This is a genomic window from Streptomyces sp. NPDC008092 (assembly GCF_042957285.1).
In the GTDB taxonomy this organism is placed as follows: Bacteria; Actinomycetota; Actinomycetes; order Streptomycetales; family Streptomycetaceae; genus Streptomyces.
Window position 1 is genome coordinate 346407 of sequence record NZ_JBIBHY010000008.1, and the last position, 20722, is coordinate 367128.

A 20722-nucleotide genomic window follows, 5' to 3' on the forward strand; every position below is an offset into this window, starting at 1 on the left:
CTGCCGTACTGGCGTTCACAGCTACCGCAGGCCATTCGGTGACGGCTTGGGTGTCACTCTTCGGGCCGGAGAGGCCGCTCGACACCACCATGGCCACCAAGGCTGCGAGCGCGGCGGCTACCACCGAGCGAAGCAGTCTGTTCCGCATGGTCGGCTTCGTCCTCACTTGAAGTTTCCTCTCCCCCGTCAGGTAAGACGATGGCTCATTCGGGCACATGGTGGCCACACAAACAGTGCATCATGTTCCTGCATGTTCAGGACCCTGGGGGGTGGAGATTTGACAACCAAGCGGGCGAAAGCGACACATCCTCACGCGATGACCGAGCTGTGTGACGAAGGCAGCCGTCTTTACGCCACTGCTCTGCGTGCGGGACGCGTCGCCCGCGCGGACGCGGAGGACGCCCCCTGTCTGATGGAGCGCGCGCTGCTCCACCCCGATCCGGACGATCCCGACTGGCTGCGCCCGGTCCCGCCCGCCGTCGCCCTGGCCCGCCGGCTCAACCCCATCGAGCGGGAGATCACCGAACGCAGACAGCTCTCCCTCGAACTCTCCGAGTTCTTCGAGCCGTTCATGGCGATCGGCCCGGAGGCGGACACGGCCAGCGACGCGATCACCGTCCTGGAAGGCAGCGAGCGGATCAACGCGGCACTCAACCTCGCCACCGCCCAGTCCCAGTCCGAGATCCTCACGGTGCAGCCGTCCGACCGTATCTCGGAAGCCAGCCTGCTGCGGGGCCTCGAACGGGACCGTCACCTGATCGAGCGGGGTGTGAAGGTCCGGAGCCTCTATCAGCACACCGCCCGCTACAACCCGGAGAAGCTGGCCTACGCGGCCCTGCTCTCCGACGGCAAGTTCGAGTACCGCACCATCGACGAGCTGGTCGAGCGCCTGATCATCGTCGACGAGGCCATCGCCTTCATCCCGGCCCGCGACGACCAGGGGATCGCGCTGGAGCTGCGGCACCCCGGCGTGGTCCGCTACCTGATGAAGGTCTTCGAGTACCTGTGGGACCGCGCCGTCCCGATGAGCACGGGCGGCCCCTACACGGTCGACTCCGAGGGCATCACCGAGATCCAGTACTCCATCGCCAAACTCCTGGTGGAGGGCCATGTCGACGAGGCCATCGCCCGCCGGCTGGGCATGAACGTACGGACCTGCCGGGCCCACATCGCCAAGCTGGCGCAGGTCCTCGGGAGTGGCAGCCGCGCCCAACTCGGCTATCTCATCGCCCAGTCCGGCATCCTGGACCAGGCGCTCCCGGGGGAGGGCGGCAGCCGGTGACGGCCGCCCCGCACACCGAGCACGGCATCGAGGACCTGTGCGACGCGGGGACGAAACTGTACGAACGCGCGCTGCGCGACGGGCGGCTGTCCGCGGAGGACGCCGCCGAGACCCCCTGCCTCGTCGACCTCGGACTGCTCCACCCCGCGCTCGACGACACCGGCCGGCTGGAGCCCGTCGCCCCGGACATCGCCCTGAACCGGCTGCTGCGCGCGGCCCGCGCCCGCGTCACCGAGGAATGGCGGCTGGAACAGCGCCTGGTGGAGTTCTTCGAACCGCTGATGAACGTCCAGGGACCGCCCGGCACGACGACGGACTCCCCGGCCCTGCGGCTGCTGAGCGGCACACGGCGGATCAACCAGGCCATCGGGGAGGCCATGGCGGAGGCCCGGCAGGAGATCCTGTGCGTGCAGCCGCACGCCGGTCTGATCGGCGAGCGCGGCGACCAGGCCCTCCCCGCCGCCTACTCACGCGACCAGGCGTTCCTCGACCGCGGCGGCCGGTTCCGCACGCTCTACCAGAACACCCTGCGCCATGTGCCCAACGTGTTCACCTACGCCGAGGCCCTGAAGGGCGACAGCACGGCCCGTGGCCTCGACGAGGTGCCCGACCGGCTCGTCGTCATGGACCGGTCGGTGGCCTTCCTCCCCGCCAACGACGACGGCACCCTCGCCCTGGAGGTCCGCCACCCGGCGCTGGTCGACTACCTGGTCACCGCCTTCGACCGGCTCTGGCGCCTGGCCACCCCGATGTTCCCCAAGGCCGAGCTCCGCCCCACCGTCAACGGCATCACCCCCCGCCAGCAGGCCATCGCCGCCCTCCTGGTGGAGGGCCACACCGACGCCGTCATCGCCGACCGCCTCGGCATGAACATCCGCACCGCCCGCGTCCACATCGCCAAACTCGCCGGCACCCTCGGCAGCGAGAGCCGCGCCCAGCTCGGCTACCTCATCGCACGCTCGGGGATCCTCGATCCGGAAGGCTGATCGCGGCCGGCGCCCCGCTCGCCCCGCCCGGCGGCCGGTCCAGCCCCACCTGCGCTATCCGCACGCCGAGTTGGGTACGGCTGGCCGCGCCCAGGGTCTCCGAGAGGCGGGCGATGTGGGCGCGGCAGGTGCGGACGCTGATGCCGAGGCGTTCGGCGATGACCGCGTCCTGGTGGCCCTCCGCGAGCAGCGCCGCGATGGACTGCTCCCGGTGCGAGATGCCCTCGATACCGGTGTCGGGGAGCGGGGCGGTGAGCGGGAGCGCGAGGCGCCAGAGGCGCTCGAAGACCGTGACGAAGTATTCGACCAGGGCGGGGTGGCGCAGCTCCAGGGCCATCGTGCGGTCCGGGTTCGCGGGGATGAACGCCACCGTGCGGTCGAAGAGGATGAGCCGGTCGATGACCTCGTCGAGGGTGCGGGCCTCGACCGCGTCGCCCATCAGTTCCAGGTAGTTGAGCAGGCCCTGGCCGTGCCGGGCGACGTGCGTGTACAGGTCGCGCATCCGCACGCCCCGCCCGCGCAGGGCGACGGCCCGGTGCAGCCCCTCGGTCAGCTCCGACTCCCGCCGGATACCGCCCGGCTGCACGGTCAGCACCTCCTGCGTGCAGGCCTCCGTCGCCTCGTCCATGGCCGCCTGGATCCGGGACAGCCCGTCGAGCACCCGGATGGCCGCCGTGCCCTCCGCGGAAACCGACACGGCCTGCAACTGCCGTCCCAGACCGGCGTACCACTCGAACGCCTCGACGGCCGACCCCACCCGCCGCTGGCTCTCCGTCACCTCGTCGTACACGCCGCGCAGCAGCCGGGTCATGACCTCCTGCGGCGCGGTCGGCACCAGCCAGTCCATGTCATCGGGGTCGGGGTGCAGCAGCGCCAGTTCGAGCAGGCAGGGCACCGTGTCGGCGTCCGTGCGCGGCACCCGGCCCCGGCGCACGGCCCGGGAGTACACGCGGTCCCCGACGGCGCACAGCCGGTCGGCACCGTGTGGATGCTCCTCCGTCCCGTGCCCGGCCATCGACCATTCCACCCCCGGTTTGCTGCCTCTTCCGCAGCGCAACTATGAGCGGTCCGGACCGGGTCCGCAACACGGCTCCCCTCCCGCAGGACGTCGCAATACCCGGATACGACCCGATATCGCACCGCCTCCCCCAGCCGCGTTGCAACAAGATGACGGTGGTGGCAGGGGGGTGTGCGCGGCATCGTGGGAGCCGCTTCCCACGGGTGTCGCCGGACACCCGACGGGGCCCCGGGCCATCCTCCCCCGATCGGGCCGGGGCCCCGTGCAACGCACCCACGGGGGAGGTGCGTTGCAGGGAGGGCCGCTCGCGGGCGCGTGACGCGGCAGTCCCGGCGAATCCCCGAAATCCGCCAGTGATCGCCGCGTTACGTGCCCGCTCTAACGTCCCTGCATGGCGGACATATTCGACGCGTACGCGTTGGCCGACGCGTGGGACGAGATGTTTGTGCGGCCGGGTGAGGTCAGGACCGCCTATGAGCCGGTACTGGCTGCGCTCCAGCCGATCGAACCGAGTGAACTGCGGTTCCGGGCCGACCAGATGGCCCGGGCCTTCACCGACCGGGGGGTGACCTACGCCTTCGCGGGCGAGGAACGGCCCTGGCCACTGGACCTGGTGCCGAGGATCCTCGACGCCCTGGAATGGGATCTCATACGAAGAGGCGTGGCCCAGCGCGTGCGGGCCCTGGAGGCCTATCTGGCCGACGCCTACGGACACGCGCGGGCCTTCGAGGACGAGGTGGTCCCGTGGCGGCTGCTCCTTGGCTCGCCGCACTTCCACCGGGCGGCGCACGCGGTGGAGCCACCCGGCGGGGTGCGCATCCATGTGGCCGGAATCGACCTGGTCCGGGACGAGGCCGGGGCCTTCCGGGTCCTTGAGGACAACGTGCGGGTGCCGAGCGGGGTGTCCTACGTCATCGAGAACCGCAGGGCGATGACCCGGATCTTCCCCTCGCTCTTCGCCGAGCAGCACGTGCTCCCGGTGGACGGGTACGCGGGGCGGCTGCTCGCCGCCCTGCGCGCGGCCGCGCCCGGCGGCACGGCGAGCGATCCCCGGGTCGTCGTCCTCACCCCCGGGCCGAGCAACGCGGCCTACTTCGAACACGCCCTGCTGGCCCGGCTGATGGGCGTGCAGCTGGTGGAGGGGCACGACCTGGTGTGCCGGAGCAACCGGGTGTGGATGCGCACGACCCGCGGCGAGGTGCCCGTGCACGTCGTCTACCGGCGCCTCGACGACGACTTCCTCGACCCGCTGCACTTCCGCCCCGACTCGGTGATCGGCTGCCCCGGCATCCTGAGCGCCGCAATCGCGGGGAACGTCACACTCGCGAACGCCGTGGGCAACGGCATCGCGGACGACAAACTCCTCTACACCTACGTCCCGGACCTGATCCGCTACTACCTCGGCGAAGAACCGGTTCTCCCCAATGTCGAGTCCTACCGGCCCGATGAACCAGGGCAGTTGGAGGCCGTCCTCGACCAGATCGACCAACTGGTCGTGAAGCCCGTCGACGGGGCCGGCGGCCAGGGCATCGTGATCGGACCCAAGGCCGACCGGGACACCCTGGAACGCACTCGCAAAGCCGTCACGGCCGACCCGCGCGGCTTCATCGCGCAGCGCCCGGTCGCCCTCTCCACCTCTCCCACCCTCTCGGGTGAGCGGATGGCACCGCGCCACATTGACCTGCGGCCGTTCGCGGTGAACGACGGCGACGACATCTGGGTACTGCCCGGCGGCCTCACCCGGGTCGCGCTCCAGGAGGGCAACCTGATCGTCAACTCCAGCCAGGGCGGCGGCTCCAAGGACACCTGGGTGCTCGCCGAGGGCCCGGCGGAGCGCCCCGAGCCGGTCGGCGCGGGCCCGATCCCCGCCGTCGCCCCGCGCCGCCTCGGCCCCGACGGCACCCGTGCGGTCGTACCGGAAGGAGCGCAGCAGCAGTGAACGACGTGATCCTCTCCCGTATCGCCGAGTCGCTGACCTGGACCGGGCGGTACGTCGAACGGGCCGACGCCACCGGCCGGATCCTCGACGCCTACCTGCACCGGATGCTGGAGGACCCCTGGCGCGACGAGGACGCCGCCTGCCGGTCGCTGTACGCGATCCTCGGCGTCGACGCCGGCGCGGCACGGGTCGACATGCAGCAGGTCCTGGACCAGCTCGCCTTCGACGCCCGCTCCACCTGCTCCATCGAGGGCGCGCTGGGCGCCGCCCGGCTGAACGCGCGCAGCGCCCGCGAGGCCGTCTCCTCGGAGATGTGGGAGTGCCTCAACTCCACCTGGCACGCGCTCGGCGACCGGCGCCGCGCGGCCCGCCGTACCGGCCCCTACGCCTACCTGGAGCTGGTCCGCAGCCGCGCCGCGCTCTTCTTCGGCCTCGCCGACTCCACGATGAGCCGGGACGACAGCTGGCGGTTCGTCGTCCTCGGGCGGAGCCTGGAGCGGGTGGACATGACCGTACGGCTGCTCTCGGTACGCGTGCTGGACGCGGCGCACGCGCCGGACTGGCCGACGCTGCTCAGCGCGAGCGGCGCCGACGAGGCGTACGCACGGGTGCACAGCGGGTTCGGCGACACCCCGAGAGTGGCCGAATACCTGCTCCTGGACCGGGACTTCCCCCGGTCGGCACTGCACGCGCTGACCACGGCCGAGGAGTGCCTGGCGGCGCTCGGCCGGCCCCGCAAGGACCCCGCCCGCTCCCCCGTCGGCCGGGCCCGCACCCGCCTCGAATACCTGGACACCGCCTCCCTGGAGAAGCAGCTGCCCGGCCTGCTGCGCGACCTCCAGCAGGCCTGCATGGCGTCCGCCGACGCGGTGGCGGAGCGGTTCTTCCCGTACCAGGGGCCCGTTCAGTGGGCCCAGGAAGGAGCCTGAGATGGCTCGTCGCCTCCGCATCCGGCACACCACCCGGGTCTCCTACGCACAGCCCGCGGCCTCCTCGCACAACGAGGTCCGGATGACCCCGCTGACCCTGCCGGGGCAGACCACCCTGGACGCGCGGGTCACGGTGCAGCCGGCGACCGCCGTCTGGTCGTACTGGGACTACTGGGGCACCCAGGTCACCGGCTTCGACCTCCTGGAGCCGCACGAGGACCTGACGATCACCGCGTCCAGCCTGGTGGAGACGGCGGCGCCGGGCCCGCTGCCGGCCGCGCCGGGGTGGCCGGAGCTGGCCGAACGGGCGGCGACGTCGAGGCTGCTGGAGTTCGTGACGCCGACCGGGCGGACGTCGGTGCCGAAGAAGCTGGTGAGGAAGGCGCTGGCCGCGGCGGAGGGGCTGGGCCCGCACGAGGCCGCGGTGGCCGTCTCGGGGCTGGTCGCCGACCGCGTCACCTACCTGCCGGGCGCGACCGGCGTGAACACGTCCCCCGCGGAGGCGTGGGCCCAGCGGGCGGGCGTCTGCCAGGACATCACCCACCTCACCATCGCCCTGCTGCGGGGGCTGGGGCTGCCGGCCCGGTACGTCTCCGGGTACCTGCACCCGGAGCGCGAGGCGGAGCCGAACCGGCCCGTCGCCGGGCAGAGCCACGCGTGGATCGAGTACTGGGCCGGCGACTGGTGCGGGTACGACCCGACGAACCGGGTACGGGCGGGGGAGGACCACGTGGTGGTGGGGAGGGGGCGCGACTACGACGACGTCACCCCGCACAAGGGGATCTACCGGGGGGTGCCGGGCGGGGCACCGGAGGTGACGGTGGAGTTCACGAGGGTCGCGTAGTCGTTCGTCCGCGGGCCGGCGGGGGCTGGCCGCGCAGTTCCCTGCGCCCCTACATAGCTGCGGGCAGGCGTGCCGCAGGGCGGCACGGGTGGGCGCTGGGGGTCCCCCCGGCCGAAGGCTGGGGGAGGCACCCTGCAAGCGCCGGTAAGCGTCCCCACCTCCGGCACACAGCAGCCCCGTTCCCCTCGCAGGGAACGGGGCCGTCCGCAGGGCTTACTTGAGCCCCGCCTCCGCGCAAGCGGTCTTGTAGTCGGCCGTGCAGATCTGCGAGATCTTGTAGATGCCGTCCGCGACGACGGTGTCCTTGATCTTGCTCTTGGTCACGGCGCTGACCTGCACCAGCTGGGACGGAATGTCCTTGTTGGTGGGGCTGTCGACGGTGTCCTGGGTGAGCGCGTCGAACTGGATGTCCTTGCCCTGCACCTTGTACACGGCCATCTGGGCGGCGGCCTCGGCCTCGTCCGGGTACGGCTTGTAGACGGTCATGTACTGCTCGCCGGTGAGGATCCGCTGGATGGCGTCGAGGTCCGCGTCCTGGCCGGTGATCGGCGGCATCTGGGTGACGCCGGCCGCCTTGAGGGCCTGGACGATGCCGCCCGCCATCGCGTCGTTGGCGGAGTAGACGGCGGCGATGTTGTCCTTGCCGATCGCGCCGATCGCCTTGGTGACCTCCTGCGCGGCGATCTTCGGGTCCCAGTCCTTGGTGTCGTAGGAGAGGTTCGCGGTCGTCACCTTGCCGTTCAGCTCGGACAGGGCGCCCGTCTTGAACTGCTTGGCGTTCGGGTCGGTCGGCGAGCCGTTGATCATGACGACCTTGTCGGAGGTGTCGACGTTCGAGCCGAGCGCCTCCAGCAGGGTGCGGGCCTGCACCTCGCCGACCAGCTCGTTGTCGAAGGAGACGTAGGCGTCGATCGGTCCCTCGGCGAGGCGGTCGTAGGCGATGACCGGGATGCCCGCAGCCTTGGCCTTCTTCACCGTGCCCGCGATGGCGTGCGCGTCGACGGCGTCCAGGATGATCACGTCGATCTTCTCGTCGATCATCTTCTGCATCTGCGTCGCCTGCGTGGAGGCGGACGACGCGGCGTTCTGGTAGTCGACCTTGCCCTGCTTGTTGGTCAGCTCGGCGATCTTCGACGCCATGATCGGGTAGTCGAAGTTGACGTACCGGGTGTTGATCTTGTCCGGCATCAGCACGCCCACCGTGATGTCGTTGCCCTTCGTCGGGCTCGCGGACGTCGACGATCCTGTCGCGTTGAGCACGCCGCAGCCGGCAAGCGAAAGGGTCATCGTGGACGCGGCCACAAACATGGCTATACGACGCATACGGGGGCTCACTTCAGGTGCGTTCCGGACGTGGGCTGCTTTGCGACCCAGATGTCTGAAAAGCCAACGCGTACGCCACACCCGGCGTCAAGCGGAATCACTTAACGAGTGCGCAACACCACGCTCCGCTGCTCCTGTGAAGGCGGAGCGGAACCCCCTCCAAACACTCTTTACGGACCCTCCATCCAAAGGGAGTTCATGGGTAGGCAAAGATCAGTACAACCAACGCGGTTCCTCACGAGTCGACATCCGGAACGACCATGCCCGTCGTGCGGATACGACCAGAGGATCGAATGAACCCAGCCAGAAGCGCCGCGGCCACCACCGTGGTGCTAGCCACCGCCGGCACCCTGCTCGGCGGCGCCGTCGTGACCGCGTCGGCGGCCACGACGTGCAACTCGCCGGTCTTCAAGCGCCAGCTGTTCGCGAACACCGCGTTCAAGGGCACCCCGAAGAAGACCGACTGCGACACCACGATCGACGAGAGCTGGAGCGGCGCTCCGGCGTCCGGACTGCCGAAGGACAACTTCGGCGTGCGCTGGACCGTCACCCGCGACTTCGGCTCCGGCGGACCCTTCGCCCTCGCCGCCTCCGGCCTCGACGGCATCCGGGTCTACCTCGACGGCGTCCGCAGGACCGACCTGTGGAAGAACACCACCAAGACAGTCAGCAAGACCGTCAACGTGACCGTCCCCAAGGGCAAGCACACCCTCCGCGTCGACTACGCCAACTTCACCGGCGCCGCCAAGGTCAAGTTCACGTACACGCCCCGCACTTCGGCCACCGTCGACAAGATCGCGCCGCTCACGCCGGCGGACCCGCTGGTGTCCTACGCCGGCGGATCCAACACGGCGAAGCTGAGCTGGACGAAGAACCAGGAGATGGACCTCGCGGGCTACCGCGTCTACCGGCGGCTGCGGGGCAGCACCGGCTGGACCCGGCTGACCGCCGCCACCGCGACCTCGTACACCGACGCACCGCCCGCGACCGGTGCCGTCTACTACTACGAGGTGCGCGCCTACGACAGGGCGGGCAACGAGTCCGCCGGCACCGCCGACCAGCCGGTCACCAGCATCACGCTGGCCGCGCCGGCCGGCCTCGGCTGGTCGGTCACGGACACCACGGCCACGGTGACCTGGCGGGCGGTGCCGGGCGCGGTGAAGTACCGGGTGGTGCGCACCGATCCGAGCGGCGTCGACACGGTCAAGGACGTCAACCGGATCTCCTTCAGCGACGACACGCTCGGCCGGAGCGCCGCCTACGAGTACAAGGTGGCCGCACTGGACGGCTCCGGCCATCTGTCGCCGTACAGCGACCCCGCGAGCGTCCACCGGCCGCCCGCCGCGCCCCGGGACCTCACGGCGACCGCGGACGTCGGTGCCGCGCTGCTGAGCTGGACGGTCGAGCCGGGGGACGGCCGGGAGCACGCCTTCCACGTCTACCGTTCGACGACCCTGCCCGTCAGCACCTCGGGCACGCCGGTGCCGTGCACCACGACCTACGCCGAACTCCCCGACGGGTCACGGCGGTACAGCTGCGGTGACTACTCGGCGGCGGAGGGCACCACCTACCACTACGTGGTGACGACGGAGGACCAGCTGACCTCCGTGTCCCTCCCCTCGGGGACGGCCACCGTCACCACCCTGGAGTCGGACAAGCCGCCGGCGCAGGTCACCGGTCTGACCGCGACGGCCACGGAGTACGGCATCGAGCTGGACTGGGACGACAACACCGAGCCCGACCTGAAGCGGTACGTCGTCTACCGGGGCACGGTCCTCGGCGAGGAGGGCGAGGAGCAGGTCTGCTCCGGCTCGGAGTGGGCGTACCTGCCGGCGGGCACCTCCCACTACCGGGACGTACGGCTGCCGGACGGCGACCACGCCTGCTACTGGGTGAACGCGATCGACAACGCGAACAACTCCAGCAGCTGGCTGGGGCCGGTGTCCGCGGTCGCCGTCGACGAGCTGGACCTGACCCCGTCGGTGGCGACCCCGGAGGGCTCCCCGCTCACCCTGACGGCGGACGCGACCGACTCGGGTGTCGTCCTGGGGTGGAACGCGGTCGGCCCGGCGACGGGCTACCAGGTCTACCGCTGGAACCCGGCCACGCAGACCTACGAGAAGCTGGCGACCACGACGGAGCGCACGTACGACGACACCACGGCCGCCCGCGGCACCACCCACTACTACTGGGTGACCGCGCTGTACGCCGACGGCACGGAGTCGGCACCGGGTGCGGACCAGGCGGTCCTGGAGCCGTGACCGGCATGCGAAAGGGCCCGGAGGCGCACGGCCTCCGGGCCCTTTCGTGCGGATGCTGCTAGTCCTTCGCCTTCTTCGGCCGCCACACCACCAGCGCGCTGGTCTGCTGGACCTCCTGGTACGGCACCAGGTCGCGGCGGTAGGACGCGTGGACGGCGGCCTCGCGCTGCTGCATCGCGGTCGCCGCACCGTCGACGGCCGCCTGGAGTTCGGCGACGCGCTGCTGGAGCGCTATGACCTGGTTCTCCAGTTCGATGATGCGCTTGATGCCGGCCAGGTTGATGCCCTCGTCCTGCGACAGCGCCTGCACCTGACGGAGCAGTTCGATGTCGCGGGCCGAGTAGCGGCGGCCGCGCCCGGCCGTGCGGTCGGGGGAGACCAGGCCGAGGCGGTCGTACTGGCGCAGCGTCTGCGGGTGCAGTCCGGAGAGCTGGGCCGCCACCGAGATGACGTAGACCGGGGTCTCCTCGGTCAGTTCATACGGATTGCGTCGACGGCCGTCCATCTCTGTCATGCTCCCTTCGCAGCCTCGAACAACTCGGCGCGCGGGTCCTCGCCCGCGGTCGCCTCGCGATACGCCTCCAGTGCGTCACGAGCATTCCCCGACAGGTCCTTCGGGACACTCACCTCGACGGTGACCAGGAGGTCGCCGCGGGTGCCGTCCTTGCGGACCGCGCCCTTGCCACGGGCGCGCATGGTGCGGCCGTTGGGCGTGCCCGGGGGCAGCTTCAGGGTGACCGGCGGCCCGCCCAGGGTCGGGACCCTGACCTCGCCACCGAGCGCCGCCTCGGTGAAGGTCACCGGGACGGTCACCGTGAGGTTGTCCTCCTTGCGGCCGAACACCGGGTGGGTGTCCACGTGCACCATGACGTACAGGTCGCCCGCGGGGCCGCCGCGTTCGCCCGGTGCGCCCTTGCCGCGCAGCCGGATGCGCTGGCCGTCGGTCACCCCGGCGGGGATGCGGACCTGCATGGTCCTCGACGACTTGGCGCGCCCGCTGCCCTTGCAGTCCAGGCAGGGGTGCTCCGCGATCAGGCCGCGGCCCTTGCAGTCCGGGCACGGGTCGGTGAGCGAGAAGCCGCCGCCGGACCCCCGCGCCACCTGGCCGGTGCCGACGCAGGTCGGGCACACCCGCGGGGTGCCGTTCTTGTCGCCGGTGCCCGAACAGGCCTTGCAGGGGGCCTGCGAGGACATCCGCAGCGGGACCGTGGCGCCCTCGATGGCCTCCGTGAAACTGAGCGTGACCTCGGACTCGATGTCCTGGCCGCGCCGCGGCTGGGTACGGCCGGCCGTGCCGCCGCCCCGGTTGAACAGGCCCCCCAGGACGTCACTGAAGCCGCCGCCGCCGAAGCCGCCGCCCCCGCCCTGGGCGTTGCCCCCGAAGAGGTCGCCCAGGTCGAAGTTGAAGTTGCCGCCGCCCGCGCCCGGCCCCGGGCGGAAGCCGCCGTTGCCGAAGAGGGCGCGTGCCTCGTCGTACTCCTTGCGCTTCTTGGGGTCGCCGAGTATGTCGTTCGCCTCGGAGATCTCCTTGAAGCGCTCCTCGGCCTTGGCGTTGCCCTTGTTGGCGTCCGGGTGGAACTCGCGCGCGAGCTTCCGGTACGCCTTCTTGATCTCGGCCTCGGTGGCGTCCTTGGGGACGCCGAGGACCTTGTAGTAGTCCTTCTCGATGAAGTCCTTGGTGCTCATCCCCGACGCGCCCCCTTTCCGGTGTTCCGCGTGTTACCTACGACTTCAGCCCTCCTCAGGGCCGTTGTCCTTCTCGTCCCCGGCCGCCGGGGCCTCTTCGGTCCCATCGGCCTTCACCGGCGTCGCCCCCGGCTGCGGTTCGGCGACCGCCACCCGCGCGGGGCGGATGGTGCGCTCGCCGATGCGATACCCGGGCTGCAGGATGGCCACGCACGTCGTCTCGGTGACGTCCGGCGCGTAGCTGTGCATCAGCGCCTCGTGGATCGTCGGGTCGAAGGGCTCGCCCTCCTTGCCGAACTGCTGCAGGCCCATCTTCGCCGCGACCGTCTCCAGCGACTCGGCCACCGACTTGAAACCGCCGACCAGTTCGCCGTGTTCCCGGGCGCGGCCGATGTCGTCGAGCACGGGCAGGAGTTCGGTCAGGAGGTTCGCGATGGCGATCTCCCGGACCGTGATCCGGTCCCGCTCCACCCGGCGGCGGTAGTTCTGGTACTCGGCCTGGAGGCGCTGGAGGTCCGTGGTGCGCTCGCCGAGCGCGGTGCGCACCTGGTCCAGCTGCGCCGTCAGACCGGCGAGCTGTGCGCTGGAGTCCCCGGCCGGGGCCGCCCCCTGTGCGGGAGCGGCCTTCGGCGCGGCGTCGTCGGGGGTGGCGCCGGAGGGGACGTCGGGCTTCTCCTCGAAGCCCGGGGTCTCCTCCGTCACGCGGCACCGTCCTTGCGCTCGTCGTCGACGATCTCGGCGTCCACCACGTCGTCGGCGGCGTCACCGGCAGGCGCGGCGCCGGCGGTGGCCCCGGAGGCCTGGGCGTCGGCGTACATGGCCTGGCCCAGCTTCTGGGAGACGGCGGCGACCTTCTCGGTGGCGGTGCGGATCTCCGCGGTGTCCTCGCCCTTGAGGTGCTCCTTGAGCTCCTCGACGGCGGCCTCGACCTCGGTCTTGATCTCGCCCGGGACCTTGTCCTCGTTGTCCTTGAGGAACTTCTCCGTCTGGTAGACGAGCTGCTCGCCCTGGTTGCGGGTCTCGGCGGCCTCGCGGCGGCGGTGGTCCTCCTCCGCGTACTGCTCGGCCTCCTGGCGCATCCGGTCGACCTCGTCCTTCGGCAGCGAGGAGCCGCCGGTGACGGTCATCTTCTGCTCCTTGCCCGTGCCCAGGTCCTTCGCGGTCACGTGCATGATGCCGTTGGCGTCGATGTCGAAGGCGACCTCGATCTGCGGGACACCGCGCGGGGCCGGCGGCAGACCGGTCAGCTCGAACATGCCGAGCTTCTTGTTGTACGCCGCGATCTCGCGCTCGCCCTGGTAGACCTGGATCTGGACGGAGGGCTGGTTGTCCTCGGCGGTGGTGAAGATCTCGGACCGCTTGGTCGGGATCGTCGTGTTCCGCTCGATGAGCTTGGTCATGATGCCGCCCTTGGTCTCGATACCGAGGGACAGCGGGGTCACGTCGAGGAGCAGGACGTCCTTGACCTCACCCTTGAGCACACCGGCCTGCAGGGCGGCGCCGATGGCGACGACCTCGTCCGGGTTGACGCCCTTGTTGGCGTCCTTGCCGCCGGTCAGCTCCTTGACGAGCTCGGCGACGGCGGGCATACGGGTGGAGCCGCCGACGAGGACGACGTGGTCGATCTCGCCGAGCTGGATGCCGGCGTCCTTGATGACGTTGTGGAACGGCGTCTTGCAGCGCTCCAGCAGGTCCGCGGTCAGCTGCTGGAACTGGGCGCGGGTGAGCTTCTCGTCGAGGTGCAGGGGGCCCTCGGCGGAGGCGGTGATGTACGGCAGGTTGATCGAGGTCTCGGTGGAGCTGGACAGCTCGATCTTGGCCTTCTCGGCGGCCTCGCGGAGGCGCTGCAGGGCCATCTTGTCCTTGCCGAGGTCCACGCCGTGGCCGGCCGCGAACTGCTTGACCAGGTAGTCGACGACGCGCTGGTCCCAGTCGTCACCACCGAGGTGGTTGTCGCCGTTGGTGGCCTTCACCTCGACGACGCCGTCGCCGATCTCCAGCAGGGACACGTCGAAGGTGCCGCCACCGAGGTCGAAGACGAGGATCGTCTGGTCGTCCTTGTCGAGGCCGTACGCGAGAGCCGCGGCGGTGGGCTCGTTGACGATGCGCAGGACGTTCAGACCGGCGATCTCGCCGGCCTCCTTCGTCGCCTGGCGCTCGGAGTCGTTGAAGTAGGCCGGGACGGTGATGACCGCGTCGGTCACCTTCTCGCCCAGGTAGGCCTCGGCATCCCGCTTGAGCTTCTGCAGGATGAACGCGGAGATCTGCTGGGGGTTGAAGTCCTTCCCGTCCAGCTGGATCTTCCAGTCGGTGCCCATGTGGCGCTTCACGGACCGGATCGTCCGGTCCACGTTGGTGACCGCCTGGCGCTTGGCGACCTCGCCGACGAGGACTTCGCCGTTCTTCGCGAAGGCGACGACGGACGGCGTGGTCCGGGCACCCTCGGCGTTGGTGATGACGGTGGGCTCGCCGCCTTCAAGAACGCTGACGACGGAGTTAGTCGTGCCCAGGTCGATGCCGACCGCACGTGCCATGGTGATTTCCTCCAGCTGACTTGAGTGGAACGGACTCAAGTGTGCATCAAGCCGCGCCCGGGGTCAACAGACCTGAGCGGAGCAGACTCAAGTCTTATCCGCTCCTTACACGCAAGTGGCCGCTGACCTGCGTCGGTACGGCGTTCCGGGGCCCGTACACCGGAACCCGAAGGAGTAGCAGCACGATGCTGAAGGTGACGCAGGCGACGCAGGTGGCGCCGGCCCGGGCGACCCAGCCACCGTGCACGAGCACCGCGACGAGCACCCCGGCGAAGGACGCGCCCCCGAGGACGACGGTCGCCCGCTGCGAGGTGAGCCCGAGGCGCCGCAGCCGGTGCGCCAGGTGGTCGGGCCCGCGCCGCAGCACCGGCCGCCCGGCGAGGAGCCGCGACAGCACGACGAGCAGGACGTCGGCGCTCGCCAGGGCGGTGAGCGCGAACAGCACACCCGCGCTGGCGGCGGGGTCGTACCCGGACCGGGTGATCAGCGCGGCCGCGGCGAGCACGAACCCGGTGAACAGCGAGCCGGCGGCACCGAGCGCGATCCGCGCGGGAGCCCAGTTGTGCAGCAGGAACCCGGTGAGCGCGGCCGCGAGCACACTGAGCAGCACGGCGAGCCCGTCCATCACCTCGGCGGCGGCGCAGGCCCCGACCCCGAAGGCGGTCACCACGCCGACGGTCCCGGCCAGCCCGTCCGCGTGGTCGAGCCCCTTGAAGGCGACGGCGACGAAGGCGATCCAGGCCGCCCCGAGCACCCCGCCGGCGATCCCGAACTCGCCGTAGGGCACCACGCACGCGGCCGCCACCGCCGTGCCGAAGAGCAGGAACCGCGTCTTCAGCCGCCACACGTCGGCGACCACCCCGAGCAGCGCGACGGCTCCCCCGGCGGCCACCAGCTCCCCGACGCCGGTGCCGAGCGGGGCGACGGCGGTCCAGTCACCGGCGAACGCGACCAGGCAGGTGGCGCCGACCACGGCGAGGCCGCCCAGCGCGGGCACCCGCCGGGCCCGCCGCCGGTCGACGAGCCCCAGCCGCAGGGCACACGGCCGGATCAGCGCGGCGAGGAAGGCGGCGAGCAGGAAGGCGGTGGTGGCGGCGGCGATCCCGTAGAGCACGGGTCCAAATTAGACCTAAATGTAACAATTCTGTACGAATAACACGATCAGGTTGGGGCGTGCCGCCCAGGCGGCCCTCAGCGATCCAGATCACCCCGCACCTGGCTACAGTGCGAGTAAAGATGCGGGTAGTCTCGAACGGACTGCATAAGTTACCGCTTAGTAATTTCGGGAACCCTCCGCGAGGAGACCCGAAGAGACCACCCCTCGCAGGCCCGAGGAGCCCCCATGCAACTCGCCGCGATCATCGTGTCGCTGGTTCTGATCGTGGTTGGCGTGGCGTTGTTCGCCCGCGCCGTCCTGCAGATCTACAACTTCATGCGGCTCGGCCAGAACGTGCCCGCCGGCACCCGCACCGACGAGCCCGTCCAGCGGACCGTCACGGTGGTCAGGGAGTTCCTCGGCCACACCCGGATGAACCGCTGGGGCATCGTGGGCGTGGCGCACTGGTTCGTCGCGGTCGGCTTCTTCTCCCTCCTCCTGACGATCGTCAACGCCGTCGGCCAGCTGTTCCAGGCCGACTGGATCCTGCCGGTCATCGGCGACTGGGCGCCGTACAACGTCTTCGTCGAGTTCATCGGCACCATGACGGTCCTCGGCATCCTGGTGCTGATCGTCATCCGCCAGCTGAGCAAGCCGAACCGGCCGGGCCGCAAGTCCCGGTTCGCCGGCTCCAACTTCGGCCAGGCGTACTTCGTCGAGACGGTCATCCTGATCGTCGGCGTCTGCATCTTCACGCTGCACGCGCTGGAGGGCGCCCAGCACCACGTGGACTCCTACGAGGCGTCGTTCTTCATCTCGTACCCGGTGGTGTCCTGGTTCCGCGGCATGGACGTCTCCACGCTGCAGAACCTCACCTACTTCTTCGCCGGCCTGAAGATCGCGACCTCCTTCATCTGGATGATCGTGGTCGCCCTGAAGACCGACATGGGCGTCGCCTGGCACCGCTTCCTCGCCTTCCCGAACATCTGGTTCAAGCGGAACGCGACGGGTGAGACCTCGCTGGGCGCGCTGCTCCCGATGACCTCGGGCGGCAAGCCGATCGACTTCACCGACCCGGGCGAGGACGACGTCTTCGGCGTCTCGCAGGTGGAGCAGTTCTCCTGGAAGGGCCTGCTGGACTTCTCGACCTGCACCGAGTGCGGTCGCTGCCAGTCGCAGTGCCCGGCCTGGAACACCGGCAAGCCGCTCTCCCCGAAGCTGCTGATCATGTCGCTGCGGGACAACGCGCACGCCAAGGCGCCGTACCTGCTGGCGGGCGGCGGCAAGAGTGCCGAGGGCGAGGAGAAGGGCTCCGAGGAGCAGCTCGCCGGGGTTCCCGCGGCGGCGCTCGCGGAGGCCGAGCGGCCGCTGATCGGCACCGCCGAGGAGAACGGCGTCATCGACCCGGACGTGCTGTGGTCCTGCACCACCTGCGGCGCCTGCGTCGAGCAGTGCCCGGTGGACATCGAGCACGTCGACCACATCGTCGACATGCGCCGCTACCAGGTGATGATCGAGTCCGCGTTCCCGTCCGAGGCGGGCACGATGCTCAAGAACCTGGAGAAGAAGGGCAACCCCTGGGGCCTGGCGAAGAAGCAGCGCCTGGAGTGGCTCAAGGAGGTCGACTTCGAGGTCCCGGTCGTCGGCAAGGACATCGAGGACCTCACCGAGGTCGAGTACCTGTACTGGGTCGGCTGCGCCGGCTCCCTCGAAGACCGCGCCAAGAAGACCACGAAGGCCTTCGCCGAGCTGCTGCACATCGCGGGCGTCAAGTTCGCGATCATGGGCGGCGACGAGAAGTGCACCGGCGACTCCGCCCGCCGCCTCGGCAACGAGCCCCTGTTCCAGGAGCTCGGCATGGAGAACGTGGCTGCGCTGAACATGGCGTTCGGCGAGTCCCTCAACGAGGAGGGAGAGGTGGACCCGGCGACGAAGAAGCCGAAGTCGGCCAAGAAGATCGTCGCCACCTGCCCGCACTGCCTCAACACCATCGGCAACGAGTACCCGCAGCTCGGCGGCGACTACGAGGTCATCCACCACACCCAGCTGCTCCAGCACCTGGTGGACGAGGGCAAGCTGGTCCCGGTCACCCCGGTCGAGGGCATCATCACCTACCACGACCCCTGCTACCTGGGCCGCCACAACAAGATCTACACGCCTCCGCGCGAGATCATCGCCAGCGTCCCGGGCCTCAGGAACGAGGAGATGCACCGGCACAAGGAGCGCGGCTTCTGCTGCGGCGCCGGCGGCGCCCGCATGTGGATGGAGGAGCGGATCGGCAAGCGCATCAACAACGAGCGCGTCGACGAGGCCCTGTCCCTCAACCCCGACATCATCTCCACCGCCTGCCCGTTCTGCCTCGTCATGCTGACCGACTCGGTCAACGGCAAGAAGAACGATGGCAAGGCCAAGGAGTCCATCACGGTGGTCGACGTGGCCCAGCTGCTCCTCGACTCGGTGAAGACCCCGGTGGACCCGGCGGGCGCGGCCGAGCAGGAGAGCGAGCCGGAACCGGAGCCGGTGAAGTAGTCCTCCCGATCGTCACGGCGCCTCGTGCCCCCGCCGGGCACGGGGCGCCGTCGTATGCGGGGGCGGGCCGTACCGGCGGCTCAGTCCGCGTCCACCGGCCGCCACCAGGCCGAGAGGGTCCTGGCGGTCTCCGACAGTTCGATCTCGTACGCGCGGACGCCGGCCACCAGGGCGAGCGCGTCCTTGGGCTCCGCCTCCAGCCGCAGGCCGTTCAGGCGGGCGAACTCGCAGACGGCCAGCCAGGCGAACTGGTAGTTGCTGTGCTCCAGGGCGTCATGGCGGGCCAGCTGCTCCAGGAGTGCCGCCGCCTTGTAGCGCAACGTGGGGTAGACCTCGCGCTCCAGCGCCACCGCGGACAGCCGGTCGCAGGCGGAGGTCAGGATGCCCAGGTCGTCCACCTGGGGGTCGCGCGGCAGGGTCTCGGCGACGGCCAGCAGCTTGGGCAGGTCGAGGGGGATCACCACTCGCCGGGCTCCCGCTCGAAGCCGCGAGCCGCCTCGCGCAGGCGGGCCAGCCGGGCGTCGTTCTCCCGGTCGGCGGCGGCGAACGCCTCCGCGTAGCGCTCCACCCCCTCCCGCACGGACCGGCGGAGCAGACGGTCCGCCTCCACCGACTCCGCCATGAGCGTGTCGTGCATGTGCGCCTGGAGGCTCTTGCCCTGCGCCTCCGCCCGCCGGCGCACCGCGTCCAGCTCGTCCGCACGGAGCCGTATCGTGACCGTCTTCATCTCCATGACTGCGACGCTAGCAGTGCAGCCAACGCCGGTGAAGACCGAGATCAAAGGTGACAGATACTGCCCATTCGGGGCACTGCCCGCGCCTGACGGGCCGCGCACCTGCGCCGGCCGGCGCACCGCCGGCACGGGCGCGTTCCGGCGGGCTCCCGGCCGCGTCCGTCCCCCGGACGGCCCCCTCCTGCTCGCGTGCGCGCGCCACTGCGGTTCGGCTGGCAGAAGGGCCGGATCGAGCGGGAGGTACGGGTGGCGGAGGACAGCGCGCACGACGACGGGGACGGGGGCCGGTCCGACGACGTGCGGGAGCTGCGGGCCAGGGTCGCGGCCCTGGAGAGCGAACGGGCCCGGCCGCCCCGGCACCATGCCAGGTCCCTGCTCGCCGTCGTCCTGGTCGTCGTCGGCTGCCTGCTCGCCCCGCTCGCCGTGGTCGCCTCGTGGGCGGCCGACCAGGTGGGCGACACCGACCGCTACGTCAGCACGGTCGCCCCGCTCGCCTCGGACGCCGACGTGCAGAACGCCGTGGCCGACCGGGCCACCGACGCCCTCATGAGCCACCTCGACCTGCCCGCCCTGCTCGCCGACGTGGCCCCGGCCGACCGGCCCCGGCTGCAGCAGGCCCTCGGCGGCAGACTCGGTGACGCGCTCGAAGGAGCCGTGCGCAGCTTCGTCCACGACAAGGCCCGCGAGGTCGCCGCGTCCGCCGCGTTCCGGACCGTCTGGACCGACGCCAACCGGCGGATCCACAGCAGCCTCGACAAGGCCCTCACCGGCAGCGGCGGCGGCGCGGTGCAGCTGACCAACGACAGCGTCACCCTCGACATCGGCCCCCTCGTGGACCAGGTCAAGCAGCGGCTCGTGGACGCCGGACTGACCCCCGCCGAGCACATCCCCGCCGTGCACACCGACTTCACCCTCGCCAGGTCCGACCAGGTCGGCAAGGTCAAGACCTACGTACGGCTGCTGCAGCTCGCCGGGAACTGGCTGCCCGTGCTGGCCGTGCTCCTGGTCGCCGCCGGGGTGCTGCTCGCGGTCCGGCGGCGCCGGGCCCTGGTGGCGGGCTGCGTCGGGATCGCCGTCACCACCGGGCTGCTCGGCATCGGGCTGCGCGTGTTCCGCGTGTTCTACCTGGACCGGCTGCCCGCGGGCGTCTCGCCGGGCGCGGCGGCCGCCGTCTACGACGCGCTGACCCACTTCCTGCGCACCGGCGTGCGCATGGTCGTGGCCCTCGCCGTCGTCGTCGCCCTGGCCGCCTGGCTCTCCGGCCCCGGCCGGTACGCCGGGCTGGTCCGGGGCCTGTGGACGTCCGGCATCGACGCGGTACGCGGCACCGCCGACCGCGCCGGACTGCGCACCGGGCCGGTCGGCCCCTTCGTCCGCCGGTACCGCATCTGGATCATCTGGGTCCTGGTGGCCGCGGCGGTGCTGGTCTACCTGCTGTGGCCGTACCCCACCGGCTGGGTGGTGGTCGGGATCGCCCTGTGCCTGCTGTTCGTGCTGGCGGTGGCGGAGTTCCTCGCCGCCGAACAGCCCCCGGCCCGGTCGCCGGCCTGACGGCACGCGGA

At 70.8% G+C, this 20722-nt stretch carries 17 protein-coding genes; 8 read left to right on the forward strand and 9 right to left on the reverse strand.

Annotated features, from left to right (window positions below):
* The first annotated feature begins 316 nt into the window (after positions 1-316).
* Entirely contained in the window at positions 317-1282 is a 966-nt protein-coding gene (locus tag ACFZB3_RS27090; protein ID WP_391379433.1) for a helix-turn-helix transcriptional regulator, read from the forward strand.
* Positions 1279-2268: a helix-turn-helix transcriptional regulator gene (locus ACFZB3_RS27095; protein WP_391379435.1), complete on the forward strand. Its 990-nt coding sequence runs from the start codon at positions 1279-1281 to the stop codon at positions 2266-2268. The genes ACFZB3_RS27090 and ACFZB3_RS27095 overlap by 4 nt, the downstream gene beginning before the upstream one ends.
* Here the strand turns inward: ACFZB3_RS27095 and ACFZB3_RS27100 are convergent.
* Positions 2231-3283 (reverse strand): LuxR C-terminal-related transcriptional regulator, encoded by a 1053-nt coding sequence (locus tag ACFZB3_RS27100; protein WP_391379437.1) that lies wholly within the window; start codon positions 3281-3283, stop codon positions 2231-2233. The genes ACFZB3_RS27095 and ACFZB3_RS27100 overlap by 38 nt on opposite strands.
* A gap of 394 nt (positions 3284-3677) precedes the next feature.
* Between ACFZB3_RS27100 and ACFZB3_RS27105 the strand changes: the two genes are divergently transcribed.
* From ACFZB3_RS27105 to ACFZB3_RS27115, 3 genes are read left to right on the forward strand one after another with little or no spacing between them, the layout of a single operon-like run.
* Entirely contained in the window at positions 3678-5225 is a 1548-nt protein-coding gene (locus tag ACFZB3_RS27105) for a circularly permuted type 2 ATP-grasp protein (protein ID WP_391379439.1), read from the forward strand.
* Positions 5222-6154, forward strand: coding sequence for an alpha-E domain-containing protein (locus ACFZB3_RS27110; RefSeq protein WP_391379440.1), 933 nt, complete (start codon positions 5222-5224; stop codon positions 6152-6154). Before ACFZB3_RS27105 ends, ACFZB3_RS27110 begins: the two co-directional genes overlap by 4 nt.
* A 1-nt stretch (position 6155) precedes the next feature.
* Positions 6156-6998, forward strand: a complete 843-nt coding sequence (locus tag ACFZB3_RS27115; protein ID WP_391379442.1) for a transglutaminase N-terminal domain-containing protein — start codon at positions 6156-6158, stop codon at positions 6996-6998.
* A 213-nt stretch (positions 6999-7211) separates the two neighbouring features.
* On the opposite strand, the gene ACFZB3_RS27120 is transcribed toward ACFZB3_RS27115, so the two are convergent.
* Positions 7212-8321, reverse strand: coding sequence for a substrate-binding domain-containing protein (locus tag ACFZB3_RS27120; RefSeq protein ID WP_391379444.1), 1110 nt, complete (start codon positions 8319-8321; stop codon positions 7212-7214).
* Between the two features lie 293 nt (positions 8322-8614).
* Between ACFZB3_RS27120 and ACFZB3_RS27125 the strand changes: the two genes are divergently transcribed.
* The gene (locus tag ACFZB3_RS27125; protein ID WP_391379447.1) at positions 8615-10582 is read left to right on the forward strand and encodes a PA14 domain-containing protein; all 1968 of its coding nucleotides are present in this window, start codon (positions 8615-8617) and stop codon (positions 10580-10582) included.
* A 58-nt stretch (positions 10583-10640) separates the two neighbouring features.
* On the opposite strand, the gene ACFZB3_RS27130 is transcribed toward ACFZB3_RS27125, so the two are convergent.
* From ACFZB3_RS27130 to ACFZB3_RS27150, 5 genes are all read right to left on the reverse strand, one after another.
* Positions 10641-11087: a heat shock protein transcriptional repressor HspR gene (locus ACFZB3_RS27130; protein ID WP_351713617.1), complete on the reverse strand. Its 447-nt coding sequence runs from the start codon at positions 11085-11087 to the stop codon at positions 10641-10643.
* A 5-nt stretch (positions 11088-11092) separates the two neighbouring features.
* Positions 11093-12268, reverse strand: a complete 1176-nt coding sequence (gene dnaJ / locus ACFZB3_RS27135; RefSeq protein ID WP_391379450.1) for a molecular chaperone DnaJ — start codon at positions 12266-12268, stop codon at positions 11093-11095.
* A 45-nt stretch (positions 12269-12313) separates the two neighbouring features.
* Complete coding sequence (grpE, locus tag ACFZB3_RS27140) at positions 12314-12970, reverse strand: nucleotide exchange factor GrpE (RefSeq protein WP_391379452.1); 657 nt, start codon at positions 12968-12970, stop codon at positions 12314-12316.
* Positions 12967-14802: a molecular chaperone DnaK gene (gene dnaK / locus ACFZB3_RS27145; protein WP_391379455.1), complete on the reverse strand. Its 1836-nt coding sequence runs from the start codon at positions 14800-14802 to the stop codon at positions 12967-12969. Before dnaK ends, grpE begins: the two co-directional genes overlap by 4 nt.
* A 94-nt stretch (positions 14803-14896) precedes the next feature.
* Positions 14897-15916 carry an MraY family glycosyltransferase gene (locus tag ACFZB3_RS27150; RefSeq protein ID WP_391379458.1) on the reverse strand — a complete coding sequence of 340 codons (1020 nt, stop codon included), beginning with the start codon at positions 15914-15916 and terminating at the stop codon, positions 14897-14899.
* Between the two features lie 228 nt (positions 15917-16144).
* On the opposite strand from ACFZB3_RS27150, the gene ACFZB3_RS27155 reads away from it, so the two are divergent.
* Positions 16145-18427, forward strand: a complete 2283-nt coding sequence (locus tag ACFZB3_RS27155) for a heterodisulfide reductase-related iron-sulfur binding cluster (RefSeq protein WP_391379460.1) — start codon at positions 16145-16147, stop codon at positions 18425-18427.
* An 80-nt stretch (positions 18428-18507) separates the two neighbouring features.
* Here the strand turns inward: ACFZB3_RS27155 and ACFZB3_RS27160 are convergent, their stop codons facing one another.
* Both ACFZB3_RS27160 and ACFZB3_RS27165 read right to left on the reverse strand, forming a co-directional pair.
* Positions 18508-18891: a fic family toxin-antitoxin system, toxin component gene (locus tag ACFZB3_RS27160; protein ID WP_391379462.1), complete on the reverse strand. Its 384-nt coding sequence runs from the start codon at positions 18889-18891 to the stop codon at positions 18508-18510.
* Positions 18885-19160 carry a hypothetical protein gene (locus ACFZB3_RS27165; protein ID WP_361286616.1) on the reverse strand — a complete coding sequence of 92 codons (276 nt, stop codon included), beginning with the start codon at positions 19158-19160 and terminating at the stop codon, positions 18885-18887. The genes ACFZB3_RS27160 and ACFZB3_RS27165 overlap by 7 nt, the downstream gene beginning before the upstream one ends.
* A 246-nt stretch (positions 19161-19406) precedes the next feature.
* Here ACFZB3_RS27165 and ACFZB3_RS27170 point away from each other — a divergent pair, with 246 nt between their 5' ends.
* A complete protein-coding gene (locus ACFZB3_RS27170) occupies positions 19407-20711 on the forward strand; it encodes a hypothetical protein (RefSeq protein ID WP_391379809.1) in 1305 nt (434 codons plus the stop codon).
* The last annotated feature ends 11 nt before the right edge of the window (positions 20712-20722 follow it).